This window comes from Caldicoprobacter algeriensis, from assembly GCF_023838525.1.
GTDB classification, from domain to species: domain Bacteria; phylum Bacillota; class Clostridia; order Caldicoprobacterales; family Caldicoprobacteraceae; genus Caldicoprobacter; species Caldicoprobacter algeriensis.
Genome location: NZ_JAHUQD010000015.1, coordinates 35,121 through 59,771 on the forward strand (window position 1 = coordinate 35,121; position 24,651 = coordinate 59,771).

Here is a 24,651-nt window from a genome sequence, read left to right on the forward strand (position 1 = left end):
ATGGTTTGGGTTGGATGAGCTGCTGTTTAGCTGTATCATGGGTACGGCAGCCGGAATTTTGGGCACAGGTTTAGGAGGTATCATCGGATTTGTTTTAAACAATCCAGGCAGGCGATTTTTGAGCACCTTATTGAATTTTTCTGCTGGGCTCATGATAGCGGTGGTGTGTTTTGACCTTCTACCTGAGGCTTTTGAAATAGGAGGGTTTGGCGTAAGTATAGGAGGCGTGTGCTTGGGAGTGGTCATGATTATAGCCTGCGATGAGGCCATAACCTCCTGGAGTAGCGATTTTAAAAGGAATGCCGCTTCCATAAGCCAGTATATAAAGACCGGCATATTGCTGGGGATAGGCATTGCGCTTCACAATTTCCCCGAGGGTTTGGCTATAGGGTCGGGGTTTACGGCAATGGAGTCGTACGGTGTGGGCTTGAGCCTTGTCATCGCCTTTCACGATGTGCCGGAGGGCATTGCCATGGCTGCGCCTATGCGAATAGGCGGTATGGGCAGGTGGAAAGTCTTTTTAGCTGCCGTTATGGCCGGCGTTCCGACAGGTATTGGTGCATTGGTGGGATATTTGCTGGGAGAGATATCGCCTTATTTTATAAGCCTGTGCCTGGGATTTGCCGGCGGGGCGATGCTATACATAACGTGTTTGGAGCTCATACCCAGGTCCAGGGACCTGTACAGGGGCAGAATTCCTGGGCTGGGCCTTATAATGGGAGTGATAGCGGGGATTTTGGTTTCTTCTTTGCTTTAATATAAACATGTCTTCTGACTTAATGTAAAGTAAAGTATATTATATTGTGGATGAATATCAAGTTACGCGTCTATCCGAAAGGAGAAAGGCACAATTGAGGACCAGGGTACTAAAGATAAATGATGTGGAAAGCGATTGTAGTGCTATACTGGAAGCTGCCAGGCTGATACAGGGTGGGGAAGTAGTGGCATTTCCCACTGAGACGGTATACGGCCTGGGGGCCAATGCTTTGGATGCAACCGCGGTTCAGAAGATATTTGAGGCAAAGGGGCGTCCGGGAGACAACCCTCTCATAGTGCACATTTCAAAACGCCAGGACGTGGACAAGTTGGTAAGGGAATTGCCTCCTGCAGCCAGCACCCTTATGGAGCGTTTCTGGCCAGGTCCTCTTACCCTGATTTTGAAGAAGTCCCATCTTATACCGGATACAGTGACGGCAGGTTTGGATACGGTGGCCATTAGGATGCCGCGACACCCGGTGGCTTTAAGGCTTATAGAGTGTAGCGGGGTGCCCATTGCGGCTCCGAGCGCCAACAGGTCGGGCCATACCAGTCCTACCACGGCGCAGCATGTTTTGGATGACCTCGACGGCAGGATTTCCCTTATACTGGATGGAGGGAAATGTCAGGTGGGCTTGGAGTCCACGGTTTTGGATATGACGGCCGAGGTCCCTACGATTTTGAGACCCGGAGGGATCACATATGAAATGCTGACGGAGGTATTGGGGCAGGTAAGGGTTGATGCCAGTGCTTTAAAACCGCTCAAGGAAGGACAACCGGTCAGATCTCCCGGAATGAAATATGCCCATTATGCGCCTCATGCCCAGGTGGTGGTGGTGCGGGGAGAGCTTGATCAAATGGTGGAGAGAATAAATGCCCTGGCAGAAGAATATATAAAACAGGGCATGAAGGTAGGAATACTTGCCACTCATGAGACAAAGGATTATTATAAAGAAGGGAAAGTGCTGGTATTGGGCAGTCGCACTCAGCCTGCTGTGATGGCTTCCAACCTGTTTTCGGCTTTGAGGCAGTTTGATGACCTGGGGATGGATATAGTCCTTGCTGAATGGATAGAGACAAAGGATGAGGGTTTGGCAATAATGAACCGCATGTTGAGGGCAGCCGCATTCCGCGTGATTGATGCGTAAAAACCAGCATTTGTTTAGCACGTATGATATTATGGAGTAACTATATAATAGAACAGCAGAAAAATAAATTGATTGCGCATGTCAAGGAACGGATTTGGGGAAATATAGGAGAAAAAACGGTAGACCAATGGATTTTTACGGCCAAGAAGGAGGTTTTATAGATTGAGAACGGTTCTGTTTGTGTGCACAGGCAATACGTGCCGAAGCCCCATGGCCGAGGCCTTGTTTAAAGATCTGGCAAAGAAAAATGGGCTGGATGATATAAAAGTCATGTCTGCGGGTCTAGCCGCTATCGAGGGGGACAGCGTCACGCCCCAGGCCATTGAAGTTATGGAGCGAAGAGGGATAGACTTAAGCGATCACCGGGCTAGGAATGTGGATGCATCGCTTGTTGAAGAAGCTGACCTGATATTGACCATGACCGATCGACACAAATCGATATTGAGCAGCATGTATCCAGAAGCCGCATCCAAGATACATGTGCTTAAGGAATACGTCGAAGGTGGGTCGGTTAAAGGAGAATTGGCGCAGATACTTGATCCTTTTGGCCAGCCGGTGGAGGTTTATGAAAGCTGTGCTCGCGAGCTGGAGGAAGCCCTCACAAAGCTGATAGAAAAGCTGAAAGCCTAATATTTTTTATTGCAATTGCCAGATGGGTTAGGTTATAATATTAAAGAATATTTTTGGGGGTATTACAGCGCCATGAAAGTACAGGATGAGGGTAAAAATCTCAAGAAAATTGTCGGTTTGGCAGCGGCTGATTTGGTAAAGGATGGTATGACGGTTGGGATTGGGACAGGCAGTACTGCTGCGTTTTTTATTGAGGAACTGGGCCGAAGGGTTAGACAGGGCTTGTCCATTCGCGGCGTGCCAACGTCGTATCAAGCCAAGCTTATGTGTTATCAGCACGGAATACCCTTGCTTGATCCTTCGTTGGTGGACAGGCTGGATATCGCCATTGATGGTGCCGATGAGATCGATTACAGCTTGAACGCAATAAAAGGTGGCGGCGCTGCCAATACCATGGAGAAGGTCATAGCCACCATGGCCGATGAGTTCGTAATCATAGTGGATCATTCCAAGCTGGTGGAAAAGCTGGCTGTATCTTTTCCGGTGCCGGTGGAAGTTATTCCGGCAGCTCTTGGTTTGGTGATGCGAAAGGTTGGAGAAATCGGAGCCAGACCTGAGCTCAGAATGGCGGTCAGAAAAGCTGGGCCGGTGGTGACCGATAATGGCAATTTCATCGTGGATCTGTATTTTGACGAAGCACCTGATGTATACCGGTTAAATCGTGTGCTGAAATCGATACCAGGAGTGGTGGAAACCGGCCTGTTTTTAGGAATGGCCCATAAAGCCTTGGTTGCATGGGAGGATGGAGTGGAAGTAATGCTGGCAAGTCAAAAGGACTGAATGCCATACCGGTAACCACGTAAAGCTTAACAACAAAAGGAGAGGTAAAATGGGTAGAGTACACGTTTTAGACCATCCGTTGATTCAGCATAAGCTGTCCCTTGTCAGGGATAAAGAGACGGGGGCTAAGGAGTTCAGAGAGCTGGTGGAAGAGATATCTCTGCTTATGGCCTATGAGGTTACCCGTGACCTGCCGCTCAAAGAGGTAGAGATAGAGACTCCGGTGGGCAAGGCCAGAACCAAGGTCATATCCGGCAAGAAGCTAGGGATTATACCCATTTTAAGGGCAGGGCTTGGAATGGTGGACGGCATGCTCAAGCTCATACCGGCTGCCAAGGTAGGACATATCGGTCTGTATCGCGACCCCGAGACGCTGGAGCCGGTGGGATATTATTGTAAGCTGCCTCCAGATGTAGAAGAGAGGGAGCTCATTGTAATCGATCCCATGTTGGCCACCGGAGGTTCGGCATCTGCGGCTTTGAATTTCATAAAACAAAAGGGTGCCAGAAGCATAAAGTTCGTTTGTTTAATAGCCGCTCCCGAGGGTATTGAACGCCTTCGGCGGGATCATGAGGATGTAGATATATTTGTAGCGGCCATAGATAAATGCCTCAACGAACATGGGTATATAGTACCCGGCTTGGGGGATGCCGGAGACAGGCTGTTTGGAACGAAATAAGAATTAGAGGTCCTGCTGTTTGCACCGAGAAACATAATGGTGGGTTAAGAGAGGTGGTGCTGGTTATGGGTATAGATGCCATAAAGGAGATTAGGCAGGCAGAACAGCAGGCTGAAGAGATAAAGAAGCAAGCAATGGAAAAGGCAAGGGAGATATTGAGGAGGGCCGAGGAAGAGGGTAACAGATTTCTGGTAGAGGTGACTCAGCAAGCGCAGCAAGAGAGGCAGCGGTTTATGCGTCAGGCTGAAGAGGAAGCCAAGAAGGAGATAGAGGCTTTAAACCAGAAAGTGGAGGAAGAATGCCAAAAGATACGTCAAATGGCCCAGGCCAAGCTGGATAAAGCCATTTCCTTGATTATGGGAAAGGTCGTGAATATGCATGGCCATAGTTGAAATGAAAAAACTGCTCCTCGTTGGCTTGCAGGCTGACAAGGATAGGATACTTAATGCCATTCAGCTCATGGGCAATGTAGAAATCGATAATATCGAGCTTGAAGAGTATGATGAAGAGGGCCAGGATGGCGAGACCCAGCTTTTAGAAAGATATGACGGTCAGGGGATTGTGGAGTGCATCGAATCCCAGCTATCAGAAATAAAATTTGCGCTGGATTTTATTGGTCGCTATAATAATTTGAAGCGTTCGGCATTTGCGCCCAAACCCGCTGTCAGCCTTGAGGAGCTCAACAAGGTGCGCAAAAATGCTGATTCCATATTGCAGGTTGCAGCCACCTGCCGTAAGCTGGAACAGCGCCTTACAGAGCTGTCGTCTCGTGAGACCCGCGTGCTCAGCACAAAACAACAGCTGTTGCCTTGGAAGGAATTGAACGTCCCTCTGGAGCAGATAGGCAATACCTTGGCGACCCATACGATGATAGGTACGGTAGAAAAAGGAGTTGCAGCCCAGTTTGAGGAGAGGATGGTACAGGAGCTGGGTGCAAGGGAGTTTTACATACAGAGAGTTGGAGAGGACAAAGAGCAGGTCAACTACTTTTTGGCATATCACAGGGATTTGGCAGAAGAGGTGGATGTGCGGCTGAAGGAGCTGAGGTTCAACCGCGTAAGCTTCAGCAATATGGAAGGCACTCCTGCAGAGATTATAAAGCAATGTGACCATGAGCTGCGTGCCATTGATGCCGAAAGGCAAAAGATAGAGGAGCAGGCAAGGGCGCTGGCGGTACGGGTCAAGGAGCTGGAAATCCTTTACGATGCTCTGTCGATACAGAGGGATAAGGAAGAGGAAGGGTTAAAGCTTCTGCAAACCGGCCAGGCTTTTGTGCTTAAAGGGTGGGTTCCCAGCCGTTATGCCGAAGCCTTTGTATCTAAAATGCACAGCATTACTTCTGCGGTTTACATTCGGCTGGAGGACCCGGAGCCTGATGAGCTTTTTCCGGTGGCGTATGATAACCCGCCTCTGATACAGCCTTTTGAGCTGGTTACCGAGCTTTACAGCACGCCCCATCCCCGAAGCATAGATCCCAATCCCTTTGTGGCGCCGTTCTTCTTCGTATTTTTCGGCATAATGATGGGAGATGCGGGGTATGGCATCGTCATCGCATCTATAGCTTATTTGGCCATGCGTAAGCTAAAGCTTAAGGGAATGGGTAAAAAGCTGGGTATGCTGGTGTTTTTGGGCGGGATATCCACTTTTCTGTGGGGTGCTGTGTTTGGAGGATGGTTTGGCAATGCGGGTCGGCTTTTGGGGCTGCCCCCCTTATGGTTTGAACCGGCTGCTCAGCCAATAAAGATGCTCATATTTTGTTTTGCTTTAGGCCTCATTCAGATTTTCGTAGGCATAGGCATCAAGGCTTACATGAGCATACGCCAGGGCAAGGTTTGGGATGCCATGTTTGACCAGGGGTTTTGGTATATTACCTTAATAGGCCTGGTGCTTATGGCAACATATTCGAAAGTGGTAGGGCAGTACATGGCACTGGCCGGGGCAATCGGGCTTGTGCTCACTCAAGGCAGACATCAAAAGAGCATCATAAAGAGATTGCTGTCTGGCATATTGAGCCTGTACAATATTACCGGCTATTTCAGCGATATGCTTTCATATTCAAGGCTCTTTGCCTTAGGGTTGGCCGGTGGCGTCATCGGCACGGTCATAAATCAGCTGGGGCTTATGGCAGCAAAGTCGTGGATCGGCTGGATAATTGCCATAGTTGTCTTGGCAGCAGGGCATTCATTCAACATACTCATCAACATACTGGGTGCATATGTTCACTCCAGCAGGTTGCAGTATATAGAGTTTTTTGGCAGGTTTTTTGAGGCTGGAGGCCATGCCTTTAAGCCTTTACGTATCAAGACAAAATTTATTGATGTATACAAGGAAGAGGAGGCTGTTTGATATGGAATTAGGACAGATTTTTGCAGTATTGGGAGCTGCGGCGTCAACTACTGAGACAGGTTTAAGCTTGGGACAGATATACGCTATTTTGGGAGCTGCTACAGCAGTAGTGCTGGCAGGACTCGGTTCGGTATTCGGTGTGGCCATTGCTGGTCAGAGTGCGGCAGGCGTGGTAACCGAAGATCCTGATAAGTTTGGTCAGGTACTGCTGCTTCAGGCTTTGCCCGGTACTCAGGGGATTTACGGCTTGCTCATAGGTTTTATCATCATGAATAAGCTGAACATCTTTGGTGGTATGATAGATATTTCCACCGAGACTGGGCTGTTGCTCTTTGTGAGCGCTTTGCCCATTGCCATAGTGGGGCTTATATCGGCCATATACCAAGGGAGAACCTCCGCGGCCTGCATTGGTATAATTGCAAAGCGGCCTGAAGAGCTTGGTAAGGCCATCACATTTCCGGTAGTGGTGGAGACCTACGCTGTGCTGGCTCTGCTGGCTTCCTTCCTCATGGTGAACGGTATCCCAGTGTAGGAGTGGGTGCCATGAATGGGTTTGACAAGATCAAGCGGCGTATTCTGGAAGATGCTCAGCAGGAGGCCGAACGCATAATCCAGTCGGCTGAGGAAAAAGCAAGGGAGATTAAAGAGGCCAAGGCCAATGAGGCCGGCAAGCTTAGAAAGCGCTTGACCGAGCAAAACATGGAGGCGGCCCGCGAGCATAAAAGAAGGATGCTGGTGTCAGCTCAGCTGGAGATGAAAAAAAAGGTGTTGGCTGCCAAGCGAGATATGATAGAAGCCGTATTTAGAGGGGTTATTGAGGGGATAAGCGGCATGGCCGATGACCAATACAGGGAGGTCATTGCTTCCATGCTTTTGAATGCCCCTCTTCAGGGAGATGAAGAGGTGGTATTCTCGGCTTATGATCAGTACCGCCTGGACCAGGGTTTCCTGGATTACGTCAATGAACAGCTAAAAAAACAAGGGCGGAAGGGACAGTTGCGCTTGGCGCCCGATAGAGGGCAGTTTAAGGCCGGATTTGTCCTTCGAGGACATGAAGTTGAGATAAACAGCTCGTTTGAGGCAATTGTGAGGGCATTGCGAATTGAAATGGAGCCTCAAGTGGCTGAAATTCTATTCGGTGAACTTACTTAAATTTAACTTGTTAAGCTTATAAAAGGTTTTAGAGTAGCAGAGTACATAATTGACTTGTTGTTGGCTGTAGGAAGGATGATATGATGCCTCAACCCAGTTATGAATACGGGGTGGCCAGAGTCAGGGTTTTGGAGACCAGGCTGCTTACTCGGGAGCGCATTGAGCGGATGGTGGATGCCGAATCTGCCGAGGAGGCACTCAAGGTACTGTCGGAGACCAGCTATGCTCCTCTGGTTGCAGAGCTGAGTTCTCCCTATGAATATGATGAGCTCCTTTCGAAAGAGATGAAGAGAGTACGTGATTTCATCGACGAGATTTCGCCTGACCCAGCCATTACCGAGCTGTTTTTCTTAAAATATGATTTTCATAATCTCAAGGTTTTATTGAAACACAGGTATTTAAGCGGCCAGGATGATGAGTTGCCCTTGGCTCGAATGGGCACTATTCCGGTGGAGGTTTTAAAGAAGGCCGTGGAGGATTCGGACAGCGGCATACTTCCGCCGTTTATGGCTGATGTCGTAAAGGATATTGACGAGATCTGTGTGCTGAAGGTTGACCCACAAAGGATTGACACTATGCTGGACCGGGCCATGTATGACCATATATTTGAAGTGTGCCGTAGGAAAAGGAATTCGTTTGCTCTCCGTTATTTTCAAATGCAGGTTGACCTTTTAAACCTCCGTTCGCTTTTGCGGGCAAAAAGGCTGGGCCAGGGGTTTGACTTTTTGAAGGAAATGCTGATTCCACACGGCAGCCTGAGTGTTTCTTTCTATAGCCGTGCCATTGAGCAGCCGTATGAGCAGTTGATCAAAGAGGTGGAATCCACTCCTTACGGGAAAGTTGTAGCTGAGGGCGTTGAGGACTTTTTGCGGGGGGGTACTCTAACTGCTTTTGAAAGGCTGATGGATGACTATTTGCTGAGTTACGTCAGGTCGGTGAGATATAATCCATTTGGAATAGAAGCCATTGTGGGGTATCTGTTGGCCAAGGAAAACGAGATTAAGCTCATACGCATAATCATGGTGGGTAAGATAAACAACCTGCCTGCCGAAAAAATTCGTGAAAGGCTACGTGATGTGTATGTATAAGATGGGCGTAATTGGCGACAAGGACTCAATACTGGGGTTTAAGGCTTTGGGCCTGTCGGTTTTTCCGGTTACACAGCCTGAACAGGCTGCTAGGCTTATTCACAGGCTGGCCAAAGAGAACTATGCGGTTTTGTTCATAACCGAACCGATAGCAAAGGACATCCAGGAGACCATCGATAGATACAGCGCTCAGCCTTTTCCTATTATTACCTTGATTCCCAATAATGCTGGGAGCATAGGGCTGGGAATGAAAGGGGTCAAAGCCAGCGTGGAAAAAGCAGTAGGAGTTGACATTTTATTTGGAGAGCGAGGGTAGGTGAGCTATGCAGGGTAGGATAATAAAGGTGTCGGGGCCGCTTGTCGTAGCCGAAGGAATGGCCGATGCCAAGATGTTCGACGTGGTGCGAGTAAGCGACAAGAGGCTCATTGGCGAGATAATAGAGCTACGGGGAGATAAGGCTTCGATTCAGGTATATGAGGAGACCTCGGGGCTAGGGCCGGGAGAGCCTGTGTACTCCACTGGCGAGCCTTTAAGCGTAGAGCTGGGGCCGGGGCTTATAGGCTCCATATTTGACGGCATACAGCGTCCCTTAACCCTCATACGTGAAAAGGTGGGGGACCGTATTACAAGGGGTGTTGAGGTTCCTTCATTGGATCGAGAGCGCAAGTGGGAATTTGTGCCCTGTGTCAAGCCAGGGGACCAGGTTGAACCCGGTGACATAATAGGGGTGGTCCAGGAGACCTCTATAGTGGAGCACCGCATTATGGTGCCCCAGGGTATAGGAGGTGTCATAGAGTGGATCCACCAGGGGCTGGCTACAATTGTAGAGCCCGTGGCCAAGGTCAAAACAGCTGATGGGGCTACTGTGGATATTACCATGATGCAAAAGACCCCCGTTCGCATCGGGAGAAAGTACAAGGAAAAACTCCCGCCCACTCTTCCCCTGATAACGGGCCAGCGGGTTATTGATACCTTCTTCCCAGTGGCCAAGGGAGGGGTGGCTGCCGTACCCGGGCCTTTTGGCAGCGGTAAAACGGTGGTACAGCACCAACTGGCAAAGTGGGCCGATGCCGACATCATAGTGTATGTAGGCTGCGGCGAGCGGGGTAACGAGATGACCGATGTTCTCATGGAGTTCCCTCAGCTGAGAGACCCCAAGACCGGTGAACCGCTTATGAAGCGGACGGTGCTCATTGCCAATACTTCTGATATGCCTGTGGCGGCCCGTGAGGCGTCCATATACACTGGTATTACCATTGCGGAATATTTCAGGGATATGGGCTACAACGTCGCTATCATGGCCGACTCCACATCAAGGTGGGCTGAGGCCCTTCGCGAGATGTCGGGCCGTTTGGAGGAGATGCCTGGTGAGGAGGGCTATCCGGCTTACTTGAGCTCCAGGCTTGCGGAATTCTACGAACGGGCTGGCCGCGTCATATGTTTAGGGAAAGACGGCCGAGAAGGCACTATAACCGCTATTGGTGCCGTTTCACCGCCCGGCGGTGACTTCTCGGAACCTGTAACCCAGGCCACATTGCGCATAGTTAAAGTCTTCTGGGCTTTGGATTCGCAGCTTGCATACCGCAGGCACTTCCCTGCCATAAACTGGCTAACCAGCTATTCGCTGTATCTTGATCGGTTGAACGAATGGTACAACAAGGAAATATCGGAGGAGTGGCTTAAGCTTAGGCAGGAGGCCATGGCCCTTTTGCAGGAGGAGGCTCAGCTGGAGGAGATAGTCAGGCTGGTGGGAGTAGATGCCTTATCGGTGAGGGATAGGCTGGTGCTGGAGGCTGCTAAGTCCATCAGGGAAGATTACCTGCACCAAAACGCTTTCCACGACGTGGATACCTATACTTCTCTTGCCAAGCAGTACAAGATGCTCAAGCTGATAATCGAGTTTTATCATCTAGGCCAAAAAGCTCTGGATGCAGGGGCGGAGTTCAGCCAGGTGGTCAACCTTCCGGTAAGAGAGCGTATAGGGCGGGCCAAGTACATCCCCGAGGGTCAGCTGGAGCAGCTGGATGAGATCCTAAAAGAGTTAAGGGAACAGATGTCGTCTTTGATGTCAGAGGGAGGCGTGGCTTATGCTTAAGGAATACAGGACCATTACCGAAGTAGTTGGCCCCTTGATGCTGGTGGAACATGTAGAGGGGGCAAAATATAACGAGCTGGTGGAGATCGAGCAGGCCAATGGCGAGATTCGTAGAGGCCGCGTCCTTGAGGTGGATGGAGATAGAGCACTGGTTCAGCTCTTTGAGGGCTCTCACGGCTTGAGGATTGCCGATAGCAAGGCGCGCTTTTTGGGCAGGAGTATAGAGCTGGGTGTATCTAGGGATATGCTGGGACGCGTATTTGATGGAATGGGAAGGCCTATAGATGGAGGTCCCGAGATTATTCCCAAAAAGCGCATGGACATAAACGGTGAACCTATCAACCCGGCAGCTCGCGACTATCCTTCCGAGTTCATCCAAACGGGAATTTCAGCTATCGACGGTCTTAATACTCTGGTGCGTGGGCAAAAGCTGCCCATTTTCTCGGGGGCGGGTTTGCCCCATGCCCAGCTGGCTGCACAGATTGCCCGTCAGGCCTGTGTGCTAGGCAGCGATACCAACTTTGCTGTAGTGTTTGCTGCCATAGGTATAACCTTTGAAGAGGCCGACTTCTTCGTATCGGATTTTCGAAGGACCGGTGCCATCGAACGCGCGGTGTTATTCATGAACCTGGCCGATGACCCGGCCATTGAGCGCATCTCCACTCCCCGTATGGCATTGACGGCTGCCGAATATCTGGCCTTTGAAGAGGATATGCATGTGTTGGTCATACTCACCGATATTACCAACTACGCCGAGGCGTTGAGGGAGATATCGGCGGCCCGCAAAGAGGTACCCGGTCGTCGCGGTTATCCAGGCTACATGTATACCGACCTGGCCACAATGTACGAGAGAGCGGGGAGGATAAAGGGTAAAAAGGGTTCTATTACGCAGATCCCCATACTCACCATGCCAGAGGACGACAAGACGCATCCCATTCCCGACCTAACGGGTTATATCACAGAGGGGCAGATAATACTGAGCAGGGAGCTTTACCGCAAGGGCGTAAATCCGCCCATTGATGTTTTGCCATCCCTGTCCCGTCTGAAGGATAAAGGTATAGGTGAGGGTAAAACTCGGGAGGACCATGCCGATACCATGAACCAGCTGTTTGCAGCCTATGCCCGGGGTAAGGAAGCCAAGGAACTAGCGGTGGTGCTGGGCGAAGCGGCTCTCTCGGATATAGATAAGCTGTACGCCAAATTTGCCGACGAATTTGAGAGGCGGTATGTATCCCAGGGCTTTGAGACCAACCGCTCGATTGAGGAGACGCTCAACCTGGGGTGGGAGCTGTTGTCAATACTGCCCAGAAGCGAGCTTAAGCGTATTCGCGATGAGTACATCGATAAATATTTTCCCGGAGACAAAGGGGATGAATAGTTTATGGCTGTAATGAGGGTTAACCCCACGCGCATGGAGCTTACCCGCCTGAAGAATAGGCTCCAGGTGGCTGTAAGGGGGCACAAGCTGCTTAAAGACAAGCGTGATGAGATGATGCGCAGGTTTATAGACTTGATAAAGCGAAATAAGGAGTTGCGGGAGCGCGTGGAGCAAAAATTAACCCTGGCGTTTAAGGATTTTTTGATGGCGCGGGCTGTTATGTCATCTGAAGTGCTGGAAGAGGCCATAATGTTTCCCACCCGTAAGGTGGAGATAAAGCCTTCAATTGGGAACATCATGGGGGTGACCGTTCCGGTCATTGAGTACAAGGAAGTGACCGACCGGGAGCTTTCTCCTTACCCTTATAGCTTTGCGGCCACTTCGGCCGAGCTGGATGGCGCTATTGCCGCCTTTTCTGACATCCTCCCTCTTATGGTGGAGCTGGCTCAGATAGAAAAGACGTGTCAGATGCTGGCTGATGAAATTGAAAAGACCCGTCGCAGGGTAAATGCCCTGGAATACGTCGTGATCCCTCAGCTTAAAGAGACCATACGTTATATTACCATGAAGCTGGATGAAAACGAGCGCGGAAACCGTACCAGGCTGATGAAGGTGAAGGATATGCTGGAGAAAAAGGATGCAACCATATAACGAAATAATTGATTTTTGCAAACTGTAAATTATGGGATGATAAGTTTCCCCACTTGAAGCTTGTTGCCCAAGTTATCGAGGGTTGTTGTACTAATATTAGGTTTATATAACCAATATAAATTTTTGTTAGCGAGGTAATACGATCATGATTAAGGCACTTATACTTTTTATTTTGACTTATGTATTGTTGCTTTTGTTCCCCAGGTTTGAGGTGCGCACAAGCGAATTCATGAAAATCAGCGTTCCGTTTACCTTGGCAGCCGTTACAACAGGGTATGTGTTGATTTGGCTTATCTGGAGTTGAAAGAGAATATCTACAAAATACTGTGGAAAAGTCTTTAGGGGATGAAAGCGGGATGAGTGTATGGCTCATAAATTCGAATCAATAAATAAAAACAACCTTGATAATGAATGCAGAAAACAGAACATTCCTCCCAATCCTAAATGAGTTTTACTATATGATAGTACTGCTGGCAAAGGTTACGGGAACAAGCCCTAGAGCAACACAAGCGATTCGGGATTTCAACGCGCAGGGAACACAGGAATTGCTTGAATGCAAGCTCAAGTTTAAGTCTGGTACAGAGATGCCGACAAGATATCTGACAAAATTAATTATAAGCGTATAGTCTTATTTTGAGGGATAATCTTGCCTGCGCAATGTGACAGACAAGATTTTTTTATGCAAAAGGGGATGAGTATAAGTATAACTAAAGTCGCAAATAATGGATGATTGTGTAAAATAGGAATGCCACAATTCAGCTGCATAAAAGAGCACATAAATAAAAATAAGGAGAGATGTTATATTATGGCAAAAAGTCAACAAGTAATAGGATATCTTCCAGATGAACATCCACCAATATGGAAACTGCTACTTTACGCAATACAACAGGTTATTGTAATGTTTCCTGCAACAGTAGCCGTCGCAATTATTACAGGTTTCCACATCTCAACAACTATCTTTGCAAGTGGTCTTGCGACTATCTGCTTTATTATTGTTACAGGAAGAAAAATTCCGCTTTATTATGGGTCAAGCTTTTCCTATATTGCTGCAATTGGCAGTCTGATGAGCTCCGAGGCACTTGCGGGATACACTCTCAACGAAAAAATAGCGGTAGCTCAATTTGGCATCATCATGTCCGGGTTTGTGTCAATAGCAGCAGGTCTTATTGTTAAACGCTTTGGGAGGGATTCCTTGGAAAAGATTCTTCCGGCATCGGTTACAGGTCCTATTGCTATGGTAATCGGACTTACACTTGCAGGAACCGCTTTAAATGATGCAGCGTCCATTGCAATTGATACTGCAGGAACGATTGCCGTTCCAGAATCACAGGTAGCACTTGCAAAGAATATGGCTTGGATTGTTTCACTCGTCACATTGATTTCAACCATCTTGTTTTCAGTGTATTTGAAAGGATTTATTGGGCAGATTCCACTTCTTCTTGGTCCAATCCTAGGGTGTATTACAGCATTTATTATCAAACTTGCAACAGGCATTGATCTTTTTAAAGTTTTGCCCGAGACGGCAAACACCGAAATTTTTGCGCTTCCGATATTCACGTTCCCAAAAGCGTCATGGATGGCAGTTGCAGCCATTATGCCCATAGCAATTGCGACCATTCCCGAGTCAACAGCACATGTATACCAGCTCGACCTTTATGTAAATGATTTGGCAAACAAAAAGGGTACGGGTAGGAGGTATAATATTGCGGACAAGCTGGGGCTTAACTTAATTGGTGACGGTATTGGCGATATCGTTGCCGGGTTTATTGGAGGCCCTGCTGGTACAAACTACGGAGAAAACATAAGCGCAATGGCAATCACGAAAGTGTTTTCCATATCGGTTCTTATTGCCGCTTCGATAATAGCTATGATTATTGCCTGCTTCACACCGCTTATAAATGCCATTTATTCAATTCCAACCGCAGTGATAGGAGGCATGGAAGTTTACTTGTTTGGTGCAATAGCCGCTCAAGGTATTGCCATTATGGTTGAAAAAAAGGTTGACCTGTTTAGCGCTAAGAATATAGCGATTATTGCAACCATCATGGTTATCGGCCTTGGAGGACAATACGCATTTGGAGGAAATATTCCGTTCTTTGGTATAGAAGTTCCAAGTGTTGCGGGTGCAGCGATATTCGGAATCCTTCTTAACCTTGTATTGAACATAGACCAAAAGAAAAGAAGCACTGCTTAAGAATCTATATAATATAATCTTGAGTAAGAGTTGTCTATTTGACAACTCTTTTTTATTGTGTATTCTAGAGAATTGCCTTCGATTCGTAATATGAGCTGTGTATGAAAAGTTAACCGATGGTCGAAACTTTTATAGAAAAGGGCGGGGTTGCCGGAGTTACAAACATCACACAGCGTCTTAGAGAAAATGCTATGAAAGGTCATTGCCGAAGCCGATTGCAAACGTTTAACACAGGTGCATAAAACAGCAACAGGAATTAAGTCTCCCAAAGCGGATAATGTTCCAAGCAAAAAAGGTCTTCAAACAGATGCCAAGGCCATTGTATTCTCTCTTGCTGTCAATGGTGTGGCACAGCTGCCGCTTGGATAACTGAGTGGCGCAAAAAATTAATCGGGAGGAAACGAGTACATGAGTAAGCACGTTATTGAGGATGCAAAGCGCTGTCTTCAATGTAAGTCTCCCATGTGCAGCAAGTGGAACTGGCAGCACAGCTATCCAAAAATCCTCTGGATCCAAAAAAAGTTTTGGAGGATGTTGGGCTTAGCCACCGAATGAATAATTTTCCTGCACAATTATCGGGTGGCGAACAGCAGCGTGTGGCTATTGCCCGCGCAATTGTGAAAAATCCTAAACTTCTGCTTTGCGATGAACCCACGGGCGCGCTGGATGACAATAATGGCGTGGAATACATTTCATACGACCGGGGTAGCAGCAGCAAAGGCGATGGAATAATAAGGGGTTTTGTATACCTTCCCAAGAGTGTGTACACCATGCCGGTGTATACCGGTGTATATGTAGTAGTCGATAAGCAAAATTTATCCCGTTTTTCCGATGATTATAAGGACCTAATAGAGGATATTAAACAACGTATACAGGCAGTAGGCGATGAGCGTAATCCTATTCGTTTATAAAAGATTGATAGAAGAAGCCACTTCGAAATTACAAGATACTAAACTGGAAGTTAAAAAGGCAGAACAAGAGTTGGCAAATGCGAAGCAGGAACTGCAGGAGGCGGAGAAAAAATTAATAGAAGGTGAGAAATAGCTTCATAATTACCTGCCGATAGCCAGGAGGCTTTGCAATTGCAAGCCCAGATCGCTTCCTTACAAGCTGCTTATGAGCAAAACGCAGCGCAGTATGAGCAGGCACGTCAGCAGTATGATGCACAGTATGAAATGCTAAAGGCTGCAGAACAGGAACTCAATGCGGGAAAGGCAGCCTTAGATCAAGGCTTTTCGGAGTACAATAGCAAGCTGAAAGAATATGAGGCAAAATACAGAGAGTTTGTACGGTTCAAAAAAGAAGGAAAAAGGCAGCTGCTTGAAGCCAAGGGGGGGCTAACCTGGAGAAAATGCGACAAAAATACCAGGAGAGCCTTGCAGCCTATGAAGATGGATACGATGAGGCAGTAGCGAAAATAGAAGATGCCCGTGCAAAAATTGAGGAGGGTGAAAAGGAGCTGAGCTCTCTCTCACAACCTGAATGGTACATACTGGACTTGAGTATGAATAGCGGGTTTTCGGGGTATGAACAGGATACCCAGCGCGTTGGGGCTATTGGGAATGTATTTCCGCTTATTTTCTTCCTGGTAGCAGCTCTTATCAGCCTTACCAACATGACGAGAATGGTGGAGGATGATCGTCCTGCAATTTTGGTTTGGATATCTATATTGAGTTGATTGTTTGTTGAGTTAAGCCAATACAATGTGTAAAAAGGGATTTTAAATAGAGTGTATTAAATAAAATAACCCCGAAAACAGATAATATCCTGTATATAAAACCCTGCAAATGGCAATAATCAAAGCGTAGCAGTTGTTTAACACGAATTTATCGAGAGGGTGCAGGGTTATAGTGGGTTATAAGAAGGTATTGCTTTCAGCAATAATAATATGCTTAACTTTATTTCCCGTTTCTGTGCAGGGATGGGCTGTTCAGGAATCATTTCAGGAGCTTGTTTCCATAGAGCAGGTATTGGATTTTGTCGGATGCAATAGAGAGTATTTAAATGCAAGTGGCTGGTGCATGCTGAATAAGGATTATATGTCTCTCAGCGACTTAAAATCACTGGCAAGGAAAGCAGCTGACTTTTTTGATCTTAAACAAAGTTATGACTTTTTTTCCAGCCAGGGCAATGGTATAAAGCAGGTTAGTATAAGGGGTGTCAATAAGGGCGGACAGGTAATTTCAATAGTGTGCCAGAGCATTCAAGCCTTAGCTGATAAGAACCAGGGATATGAAAGCTATATAGCCGTGGACATAGTGGACAGTACTCATAAGGTTAATAGCAGGGCGGTTAAAGCTTTGTTAAAAGAGTTTTTTGACACAATAGGGATGAATCCCACTATCACAGTGACGCTGGTGGGGAGCTTTAAAGGACGGCTTGAGCCCAGCGATATGCAAAGCATCTGCCGCAGCCTGTTCGGATGGCTTAGGGCAAGGGTGGTAGAGGGCTTATATGAGGAAGGACTTATGAGCATCAGCGGTTATTCCCCAGCGTTGGGCAAAGGGATTGTATCAGGGGGCAGGCCGGTGAACCTTCAGGTGGCCCTGCGCTACAACTCCTATAAAGGCAGAACATATATCTGGGTGGGAACGCCGATTATAAGCATTGAGTACTGAGAGCTGACTTTTGAGTTCTAAACCTCCTGCTTTCCATCATACAATGGTATTATTGATTGAAGTTTTGGATGGAGAGTGGGGGAGAGGATGAGATGGTGGATCAATTTGCTGCTGTCAATCGTCATAATCGTGGTGGTCATTCCCGCGTTGACTGTACAGGACTTTTCCCTGTTTGGGTTTAAGGATAAGAGGTCTTCATCTGAAATGAATGGACAGCCGAATGATGAGATTGATATTACAAGCAAAAGCAAAGAGGGCGTTGATGAGCCTGAAATAGCGATGTATGACCATGCTACCAAAAGTATAATCAGGATGCCCCTGGAGGAATATATTATAGGTGTGGTGGCGGCCGAGATGCCGGCCTCCTTTGAGCTGGAGGCATTAAAGGCCCAAGCTGTTGCCGCCAGAACTTTTGCTGTAAGAAAGATGCGCACCTTTGGCGGCAACGGATGTTCGAGCCACCCACAGGCCGATGTATGCAGCTTGTACAGTCACTGCCAGGCATGGATCTCCGATGAGCAGCAGAAGAAGAATTGGGGCAGCGATTATGCCGCCAACCATGAAAAAATAGTCAGGGCGGTGGAAGAGACCAGGGGCTACATAATGACATATGATGGTGCTCCTATCGAGGTGTTTTTTCATTCTACCAGCAACGGCAAAACCGAGGATGCTGGCGAAGTTTTCTCACATTCACTGCCCTATTATACTGTGGTGGACAGCCCTGGGGAGGAAAACAGCCCCAAATACAAGCAAACATTTACTTTTTCCAATGACCAATTTGTGAAGATTTTCAAGAGCAGATATCCCAGCAGCAATTTAAGTGCCAAAAACCTGTCCTCTCAGATAAGGGTAAAGAACTATACAAAAAGCGGCAGGGTTGGAGAGCTGATAGTAGGGGGCATTACCGTAAAGGGAACGGATTTTCGCTATCTTTATAACCTTAATTCCACCGATTTTAAGTTTAAGTTTGAGGAGGATAGGGTTGTCATTGAGACGACGGGATACGGTCATGGGGTAGGCATGAGCCAGGTGGGGGCCAACTATATGGCACAGCAGGGACACACTTATGTGGAAATATTGAAGCATTACTACAAGGGAGTGGAGATAGAAAAATACAGGTAAAATTCATATATCTGTATTTTTTTTTATTTTTTGGATAGAATCCTAAGAGGAGGTGATTTAAATGGGTTTTGCTAAGTATAAAGAGAAGATGAAGAAGATATTTAATAGGCAGGCGTTTAAGGACTTCTGGAACAGACAGGGCTTTTATATCATCCTGTTCATATGCGTGTGCGCAATAGGCGCTACCGCGTTTTGGACATCCATGGATAGGAATGAGGTGCAGATGCAAGAAGAAGCCGAGGACGATATGATCAGTCAAGAGCAAAAGCAGGATGAGCCTCCTGAGGAGCCGGTACAACAAGCAGATGCCAGCGATAAAGCCGATAAGGTGGATATAAAGATAAAAGATGTGGTAGAGGATGAAAAGACCCAGGGGGAGCAGAATCAAGTGGCACCCAAATCCCAGTCCGGTGAGGTTGACCATGACGACGATAAATCGAAAGCTACAGCAGACAAGCCCGTTCCGGTGAGGGCAACAAAACCTAAGTTAGAGGTTGTGCAAGTTAGCGCGGCAGCTCAGTCACAAAAATCCTATGGGGTTTTGATGCAAAAGCCTGCGGATGGAAAAACCATCGTAGATTTTGCGCTGGACCACCTACAGTATTCGAGAACGCTTAAAGAGTGGACAACCCATCCTGGAATCGACATTGAGAGTCCGCTAGGCAGCCAGGTCAGGGCGGCGTTGGACGGAGTGGTGGAATCCATAGAAGAGGACTCTCTGATGGGGATCATAATCACCATTGACCATGGAAACGGGCTGAAAACGCGGTATGCAAATCTCTCCACTAAAGATATGGTTAGGCCCAATCAGCAGGTGAAAAAAGGCCAGGTCATAAGCGGAGTGGGCAGAACGGCAATAAGCGAGATATTGGATCCCCCTCATGTTCATTTTGAGGTATTAAAGGATGGGAAAAATGTCGATCCCAAGAACTACTTAGAGTAAAGAGCTCCGTAAATTTATTTTATGGGGCTCTTTTTTTATCTTTTTTCTTCTATATGAGTTCTTCTCTGCATAATTATTTTATAAACACAGATTTGTGGATTTTATGGCAATTTTTAATAGTTAAAAGGGATTGCGGTGAGGGGGGTCTTGGACTTGAAGGATTATATTGAGGAAAGGGTTCTTGAAATAGCCAATTATATGATTCAATCCAAAGCTACCGTCAGAGAGGTGGCCAAAGTTTTCAAGGTGAGCAAAAGCACAGTGCACAAAGACGTCTCGGAACGCCTTCCCAAAATCAATCCCATCCTGTGGGAAGAAGTAAAAAAGGTGCTGGAGCACAACAAGGCGGAACGGCATATAAGAGGAGGCAAGGCTACCCGCTTAAAGTACAAAAAGATGAAAGAACAAAATTAAAAAACCAAAAAATAAAGAGGATTTTTGGAAAAAAAGTAGAATATTTTAATGTAAGTGTTGGGTTTGGTAAAACAAATGATTTTTAAATAAACCAAAGAAAGGATAGATATGCGTGTTCATGTTTAGAGATATAGGTATTGACTTGGGGACAGCCAGCGTTTTGGTTTACATAAAAGGAAAAGGAATTGTGCTCAGGGAGCCATCGGTGGTTGCCATTGATAAGAATACCAAGAGGATACTGGCGGTGGGCGAAGAGGCCCGAAGGATGATAGGTAGGACCCCCGGAAACATAGTGGCTATTCGACCGCTACGGGATGGGGTCATATCCGATTACGAAGTTACAGAGAAGATGCTTCGGTATTTCTTGCGGAAAGTGTGTGGGCACCCGCTGATCTTTAAGCCCCGGGTGATGATATGCGTTCCCAGTGGAGCTACCGAGGTAGAGAAAAGGGCTGTATTGGATGCTGCTTATGAGGCGGGTGCCAGGCGTACATATCTTATAGAAGAGCCCATTGCCGCCGCCATCGGAGCGGGAATCGACATAAGCAAGCCATGCGGCAATATGGTGGTGGACATAGGCGGCGGTACCACCAACATCGCTGTTATCTCCCTTGGTGGCATTGTGGTATCGGATTCCATAAAGGTGGCCGGGGACAAGTTTGATGAAGCCATAATACGATATATGCGTAAGAAGTACAATCTCCTCATAGGTGAGAGGACGGCTGAGGACATGAAGATAAACATAGGTGCAGCCGTTCCACGGCCGGATGGCCCTTCCATGGTGGTAACCGGGAGGAATTTAATTTCAGGACTGCCAAAGTCTGTGACGGTTACATCCAATGAGATGGTGGAGGCTTTGGAAGAGCCGCTACAGGCCATTGTGGAGGCTGTGCATGCCATGCTAGAAAAGACGCCTCCCGAGCTGGCATCGGATATACACGAGCGCGGCATTATCATGGTAGGGGGTGGTGCCCTGCTTTACGGGATGAATCAGCTTTTGTATAAACATACCCAGATTCCCGTCCATGTGATGGAGGATGCCATATCCTGCGTTGCCCTTGGGACAGGCAGGGCTCTGGAATCCCTTGACGTTTATGGGCCCATGGCGGTCATGGAACATTCCCGAGGGGCAGCCTATCAGGGATGATTGTTTGAGTTGGCCCTGGAGTTGTTGTATCTTCTGCATTTTGTTGCTAAAGTCAATTCCAACTGGTGACGATATTATCATACAAAGAGTGAATTTGACACGTTGATATGGGATGGTGTTAGAGATGGTGAGAGGCTTGTATGCTGCAGCTACCGGAATGATAAATCAGATGAGAAGGCTGGACAAGGTGGCTAACAACATCGCCAATGTTAATACCCGTGGGTTCAAACGGGATCAAGTGGTAAGCCGTGCGTTTGATGAGGAGCTGCTGTCAAGGGTGGATAAGGGGCAGGCCCCTTTGAACAGGCATATAGGGACCATCAATCACGGGGTGTATGTCGATAGGGTTGTAACCTCGTTTGATCAGGGCAGCCTGCAGGAGACCGGCGAGACTACCCATGTGGCCATTAAAGGGGCAGGATTTTTCGTCATCCTTACGGAAGATGGGGAGAGGTATACGCGCGATGGAGGGTTTGTGTTGGACAATCAGGGGCGTCTGGTGACGGTTGATGGATGGCCAGTGGCCGGCGAGATGGGGCCCATATTTGTGGGGACGCAGGATTTCGTCATCGATTCTGAGGGAAATGTGACGGTGAATGGGGTGTATGTTGATCGGTTGAGGCTGGTGAATTTCCAAGACCTTCAGGCTTTGAGAAAAGTAGGGCACAACCTTTATATAAATCCTGACCCTGAAAACAATCCCGCAATAGAGTTTGAAGGGGAAGTCGTCCAGGGTTTCGTGGAAAGCTCCAATGTGGACGTGGTGCGGGAGACTGTGGACATGATAACGGCTCTTCGAAATTATGAATCCAATCAAAAGGTCATTAAGATGATAGATGGCGTGCTGTCCAAGACGGTAAACGAGCTAGGGCGAGTGTAAAAGGAGGGAGTGCTCATGATTCGTGCGCTATACAGCTCGGCTTCGGCCATGATGGCCCAGCAGCAAAACCTGGACATCATATCCAACAACATCGCAAATATGAACACTGTGGCATACAAGAAAGTAAGGCCTGCTTTTCAGGATGCGCTGTATTCGGCCATGGACGCGAGAAGAGCGCCTGAGCCGGTAAACCTGCAGATAGGGAATGGGGTGAGGGTGGCGGCCACCCAGCGCCATTTTCGCCATGGGAGGTTGCAGGAGACTGGCCGTCCCATGGACTTTGCTATCGAGGGGGAAGGCTTTTTTGTATTGCTGCGCCCCGACGGGACACTATGTTACACCAGAGATGGGAGTTTCCATGTTTCGGCCGAACAGGTGGGCGGAGTGATGGTCAATCGTCTGGTCACGCCTCAAGGGGAGCATGTCTTGGATATAAATGGTCAGCCCATCGAGGTGTACAATGGCCAGGAGGTACCAGTGGATCGCTTTAACATAGCTGTCTTCCCCAATCCCGAGGGGCTTGAAGCCATAGGGCATAACCGCTTTGTGGAGACTGAGGCCAGCGGCCCGGCTGTTAATGGCTATCCGGCTATGGTGAAGCAGGGATTTCTGGAGCTGCCAAACGTTGACCTGGCAGAGGAGATGGCTCAGCTTATATTGGCACAAAAGGCGTACCAGCTCAGTTCAAGGGTCTTGCAGTCGGCCGACGAGATGGAGCGTTTGGCCAACAATCTGAGAGAATAAAAAAAGCAAAGACTCTAATATTAGAAAGGAAGGTGAAGCGCATTCTTTTCCATCTTAAAGGAGATGGAGTCCTCCGCGCTTGTATATGATGAAGGTAGAAGAAATAATGGAATGTATACCACACCGTTACCCTTTCTTGCTGATAGACCGAATTATCGAGTTTGAGCCGGGCAAGAGGGCGGTGGGGATAAAAAACGTTACTATAAACGAATGGTTTTTCCAGGGGCATTTTCCGGGAGCGCCCATAATGCCAGGGGTATTGATACTGGAGGCACTGGCGCAGCTGGGGGCTGTGGTGGTCCTTTACGGTGAACAGAACAGGGGCAAGATACCTGTTTTTGCAGGAGTGGACAGGCTGCGCTTTCGCAGACAGGTTGTTCCCGGTGACCAGCTGCGCCTTGAGGCCGAGATCAGCAAGGTAAAAGGTTCAATGGGCAAAGGAGTGGTAAGGGCTTTGGTGGATGGCGAAGTGGCAGCAGAAGGCGAGGTCATGTTTGCGCTGGTTGATAAAAAGGATGATTGAACTATTGGCGACATCATATCCTTCGACAGCGAAAAACGAAGGGACAAAAAAGAGCGTCCGGGCTGAATGCTTTGCATATCCAGCTTGAGGCGCTCTTTTTGGTTCCAAACCTTTAAAAAGATTTAAATGAACAATATCAGTCCCATAGATTGCGGTTGTGCTTGCTTTTTAGGGCAGTGAGGAATCGCGTTCTTATATCAGGGAATGTTTTTGCCAAGGAACGCACCAACTTTTTCATCTCTTCCCGCTGGGTATGTTCAGCGGCGGGGCAGGGGCTTTGAACTACTGGCAAGCTATGGCGCCTGGCTGCACCGATGATCTCGGGTTCAGGTGCGTATATCAACGGCCGTATTACCGTAATTCCCTTTCTGTCCAGGTAGGTCACGGGCGAGAAGGTGTTGAACCGCCCCTCATAAAAAAGGCTAAGAAAAAACGTCTCTATGGCATCGTCCAGATTGTGCCCCAAGGCAACCTTTTTGCATCCCAGTTCCAGGGCGACGTCATGAAGGGCTCCGCGTCGCATTCGAGCACAAAGCGAGCAGGGATTTTTTTCCTTTCTCACTTCAAATATTATCTTTCCGATCAGGGTGTGTTTTACAGTGTAGGGCACACCCAGTTCCTTGCAGAAAGCCTCAATGGGTGAGACGTCAAAGTCTTCAAACCCCATGGTAAGGGTTATGGCTTCTATATGAAATGATACCGGAGAGAAATACTGATACAGCTTGAGGGCTTTAAGCAGGGTAAGGCTGTCCTTCCCTCCCGATACCCCCACTGCGATTCTGTCTCCTTCTTGAATCATGTTGAAGTCCTCTACGGCTTTTCGAAAGTAACCCAGTACTCTCTTCATGGTATGCGAGTGCAAAAGACTTCCTCTCTAAGATATGGAGAGGAATGCACTCTTCTCTCCTTTCTGACATTAATTAGAGTCTATAATCTTGAAATCTTTATCCAATCACATTTTCACTTGTCTGAGGCTCCTGACTTCTAAAAGCTTTTTTATTATACCATACTCGCTTTACATAGTTAATACGTACTTTAAGCCACAATGTATTTCATGGGTAGATCAAAATTTTCATTTTAGCTAAAACCGACTTTACTGTAAAAAGTCTATTTTGCTGCTCAAGATTAAATTAGAAGCTCAAAACAAAAATGGTGGTGAGCGAAATTGTACGGTTGAACGTTAGGAATTTCAACCAACATTTTGCCGATTAAATTTGCACCAAAATAAATTTTTATGGTTCGTTGTAAAATTAAATGCAACACCTAAAAAATAGTAGAACCATAGTGAGAAATCCTGTATGATATAGATATCCAAAATCACTAAACATACAAGGGGGTCTCACTATGGCTCAACATAATTGT

General features: G+C 47.6%; 28 protein-coding genes and 1 pseudogene. 28 read left to right on the top strand and 1 reads right to left on the bottom strand.

Annotation, left to right across the window (positions count from 1 at the left end; genetic code table 11):
- The first annotated feature begins 10 nt into the window (after positions 1-10).
- The 28 genes and pseudogenes from KVG29_RS09290 (at position 11) to fabZ (ending at position 23,289) form a co-directional block, all read left to right on the top strand.
- Positions 11-757, top strand: coding sequence for a ZIP family metal transporter (locus tag KVG29_RS09290; RefSeq protein ID WP_252228117.1), 747 nt, complete (start codon positions 11-13; stop codon positions 755-757).
- A gap of 94 nt (positions 758-851) precedes the next feature.
- Complete coding sequence (locus tag KVG29_RS09295; protein ID WP_252228146.1) at positions 852-1,904, top strand: L-threonylcarbamoyladenylate synthase; 1,053 nt, start codon at positions 852-854, stop codon at positions 1,902-1,904.
- 162 nt (positions 1,905-2,066) lie between these two features.
- Positions 2,067-2,534, top strand: a complete 468-nt coding sequence (locus tag KVG29_RS09300; RefSeq protein ID WP_276576496.1) for a low molecular weight protein arginine phosphatase — start codon at positions 2,067-2,069, stop codon at positions 2,532-2,534.
- Positions 2,535-2,606: 72 nt separating this feature from the next.
- Positions 2,607-3,314: a ribose-5-phosphate isomerase RpiA gene (rpiA, locus tag KVG29_RS09305; protein ID WP_252228118.1), complete on the top strand. Its 708-nt coding sequence runs from the start codon at positions 2,607-2,609 to the stop codon at positions 3,312-3,314.
- Between the two features lie 49 nt (positions 3,315-3,363).
- Positions 3,364-3,993, top strand: a complete 630-nt coding sequence (gene upp, locus KVG29_RS09310) for a uracil phosphoribosyltransferase (protein WP_252228119.1) — start codon at positions 3,364-3,366, stop codon at positions 3,991-3,993.
- 65 nt (positions 3,994-4,058) lie between these two features.
- A complete protein-coding gene (locus KVG29_RS09315) occupies positions 4,059-4,385 on the top strand; it encodes a V-type ATPase subunit subunit G family protein (protein WP_252228120.1) in 327 nt (108 codons plus the stop codon).
- Complete coding sequence (locus KVG29_RS09320) at positions 4,372-6,339, top strand: V-type ATP synthase subunit I (RefSeq protein WP_252228121.1); 1,968 nt, start codon at positions 4,372-4,374, stop codon at positions 6,337-6,339. The genes KVG29_RS09315 and KVG29_RS09320 overlap by 14 nt, the downstream gene beginning before the upstream one ends.
- Position 6,340: 1 nt before the next feature.
- Positions 6,341-6,871, top strand: a complete 531-nt coding sequence (locus tag KVG29_RS09325) for a V-type ATP synthase subunit K (protein ID WP_252228123.1) — start codon at positions 6,341-6,343, stop codon at positions 6,869-6,871.
- Positions 6,872-6,882: 11 nt separating this feature from the next.
- Positions 6,883-7,491 carry a V-type ATP synthase subunit E gene (locus KVG29_RS09330; protein ID WP_252228124.1) on the top strand — a complete coding sequence of 203 codons (609 nt, stop codon included), beginning with the start codon at positions 6,883-6,885 and terminating at the stop codon, positions 7,489-7,491.
- Positions 7,492-7,574: 83 nt separating this feature from the next.
- Positions 7,575-8,579, top strand: coding sequence for a V-type ATP synthase subunit C (locus KVG29_RS09335; RefSeq protein ID WP_252228126.1), 1,005 nt, complete (start codon positions 7,575-7,577; stop codon positions 8,577-8,579).
- Complete coding sequence (locus KVG29_RS09340; RefSeq protein ID WP_252228148.1) at positions 8,572-8,895, top strand: V-type ATP synthase subunit F; 324 nt, start codon at positions 8,572-8,574, stop codon at positions 8,893-8,895. Before KVG29_RS09335 ends, KVG29_RS09340 begins: the two co-directional genes overlap by 8 nt.
- A 7-nt stretch (positions 8,896-8,902) precedes the next feature.
- Positions 8,903-10,675: a V-type ATP synthase subunit A gene (locus KVG29_RS09345; RefSeq protein ID WP_252228127.1), complete on the top strand. Its 1,773-nt coding sequence runs from the start codon at positions 8,903-8,905 to the stop codon at positions 10,673-10,675.
- A complete protein-coding gene (locus tag KVG29_RS09350; protein WP_092282571.1) occupies positions 10,668-12,053 on the top strand; it encodes a V-type ATP synthase subunit B in 1,386 nt (461 codons plus the stop codon). Before KVG29_RS09345 ends, KVG29_RS09350 begins: the two co-directional genes overlap by 8 nt.
- Before the next feature lie 3 nt (positions 12,054-12,056).
- Positions 12,057-12,704, top strand: coding sequence for a V-type ATP synthase subunit D (locus KVG29_RS09355; protein WP_252228129.1), 648 nt, complete (start codon positions 12,057-12,059; stop codon positions 12,702-12,704).
- 805 nt (positions 12,705-13,509) lie between these two features.
- The gene (locus KVG29_RS09360) at positions 13,510-14,898 is read left to right on the top strand and encodes a uracil-xanthine permease family protein (protein ID WP_252228130.1); all 1,389 of its coding nucleotides are present in this window, start codon (positions 13,510-13,512) and stop codon (positions 14,896-14,898) included.
- Between the two features lie 234 nt (positions 14,899-15,132).
- Positions 15,133-15,267: a hypothetical protein gene (locus KVG29_RS12435; protein WP_276576497.1), complete on the top strand. Its 135-nt coding sequence runs from the start codon at positions 15,133-15,135 to the stop codon at positions 15,265-15,267.
- 95 nt (positions 15,268-15,362) lie between these two features.
- Positions 15,363-15,578, top strand: a pseudogene (locus tag KVG29_RS09365) (ATP-binding cassette domain-containing protein); the annotation flags it as partial.
- A gap of 235 nt (positions 15,579-15,813) precedes the next feature.
- Positions 15,814-15,942, top strand: coding sequence for a hypothetical protein (locus KVG29_RS12440; protein ID WP_276576498.1), 129 nt, complete (start codon positions 15,814-15,816; stop codon positions 15,940-15,942).
- A gap of 38 nt (positions 15,943-15,980) precedes the next feature.
- The gene (locus KVG29_RS09370; RefSeq protein ID WP_252228131.1) at positions 15,981-16,310 is read left to right on the top strand and encodes a hypothetical protein; all 330 of its coding nucleotides are present in this window, start codon (positions 15,981-15,983) and stop codon (positions 16,308-16,310) included.
- A complete protein-coding gene (locus tag KVG29_RS09375) occupies positions 16,250-16,576 on the top strand; it encodes a hypothetical protein (RefSeq protein ID WP_252228132.1) in 327 nt (108 codons plus the stop codon). Before KVG29_RS09370 ends, KVG29_RS09375 begins: the two co-directional genes overlap by 61 nt.
- Positions 16,577-16,748: 172 nt before the next feature.
- Positions 16,749-17,516 carry a YwmB family TATA-box binding protein gene (locus KVG29_RS09380; protein ID WP_252228133.1) on the top strand — a complete coding sequence of 256 codons (768 nt, stop codon included), beginning with the start codon at positions 16,749-16,751 and terminating at the stop codon, positions 17,514-17,516.
- Positions 17,517-17,603: 87 nt separating this feature from the next.
- On the top strand, positions 17,604-18,638 hold the full coding sequence (gene spoIID / locus KVG29_RS09385) for a stage II sporulation protein D (protein ID WP_252228135.1): 1,035 nt from the start codon (positions 17,604-17,606) through the stop codon (positions 18,636-18,638).
- A gap of 61 nt (positions 18,639-18,699) precedes the next feature.
- Positions 18,700-19,581: a M23 family metallopeptidase gene (locus KVG29_RS09390; RefSeq protein ID WP_252228136.1), complete on the top strand. Its 882-nt coding sequence runs from the start codon at positions 18,700-18,702 to the stop codon at positions 19,579-19,581.
- 153 nt (positions 19,582-19,734) lie between these two features.
- Positions 19,735-19,995, top strand: coding sequence for a sporulation transcriptional regulator SpoIIID (spoIIID, locus tag KVG29_RS09395; RefSeq protein ID WP_252228137.1), 261 nt, complete (start codon positions 19,735-19,737; stop codon positions 19,993-19,995).
- Positions 19,996-20,113: 118 nt separating this feature from the next.
- Positions 20,114-21,142, top strand: coding sequence for a rod shape-determining protein (mreB, locus tag KVG29_RS09400; protein ID WP_252228149.1), 1,029 nt, complete (start codon positions 20,114-20,116; stop codon positions 21,140-21,142).
- 124 nt (positions 21,143-21,266) lie between these two features.
- On the top strand, positions 21,267-22,022 hold the full coding sequence (gene flgF, locus KVG29_RS09405) for a flagellar basal-body rod protein FlgF (RefSeq protein ID WP_252228139.1): 756 nt from the start codon (positions 21,267-21,269) through the stop codon (positions 22,020-22,022).
- Positions 22,023-22,037: 15 nt separating this feature from the next.
- Positions 22,038-22,766, top strand: a complete 729-nt coding sequence (locus KVG29_RS09410) for a flagellar hook-basal body protein (RefSeq protein WP_252228140.1) — start codon at positions 22,038-22,040, stop codon at positions 22,764-22,766.
- Positions 22,767-22,851: 85 nt separating this feature from the next.
- Positions 22,852-23,289 (top strand): 3-hydroxyacyl-ACP dehydratase FabZ, encoded by a 438-nt coding sequence (gene fabZ, locus KVG29_RS09415; protein WP_252228141.1) that lies wholly within the window; start codon positions 22,852-22,854, stop codon positions 23,287-23,289.
- Between the two features lie 136 nt (positions 23,290-23,425).
- Here the strand turns inward: fabZ and KVG29_RS09420 are convergent, their stop codons facing one another.
- A complete protein-coding gene (locus tag KVG29_RS09420; protein WP_252228142.1) occupies positions 23,426-24,136 on the bottom strand; it encodes a tRNA 2-thiocytidine biosynthesis TtcA family protein in 711 nt (236 codons plus the stop codon).
- Between the last annotated feature and the right edge of the window lie 515 nt (positions 24,137-24,651).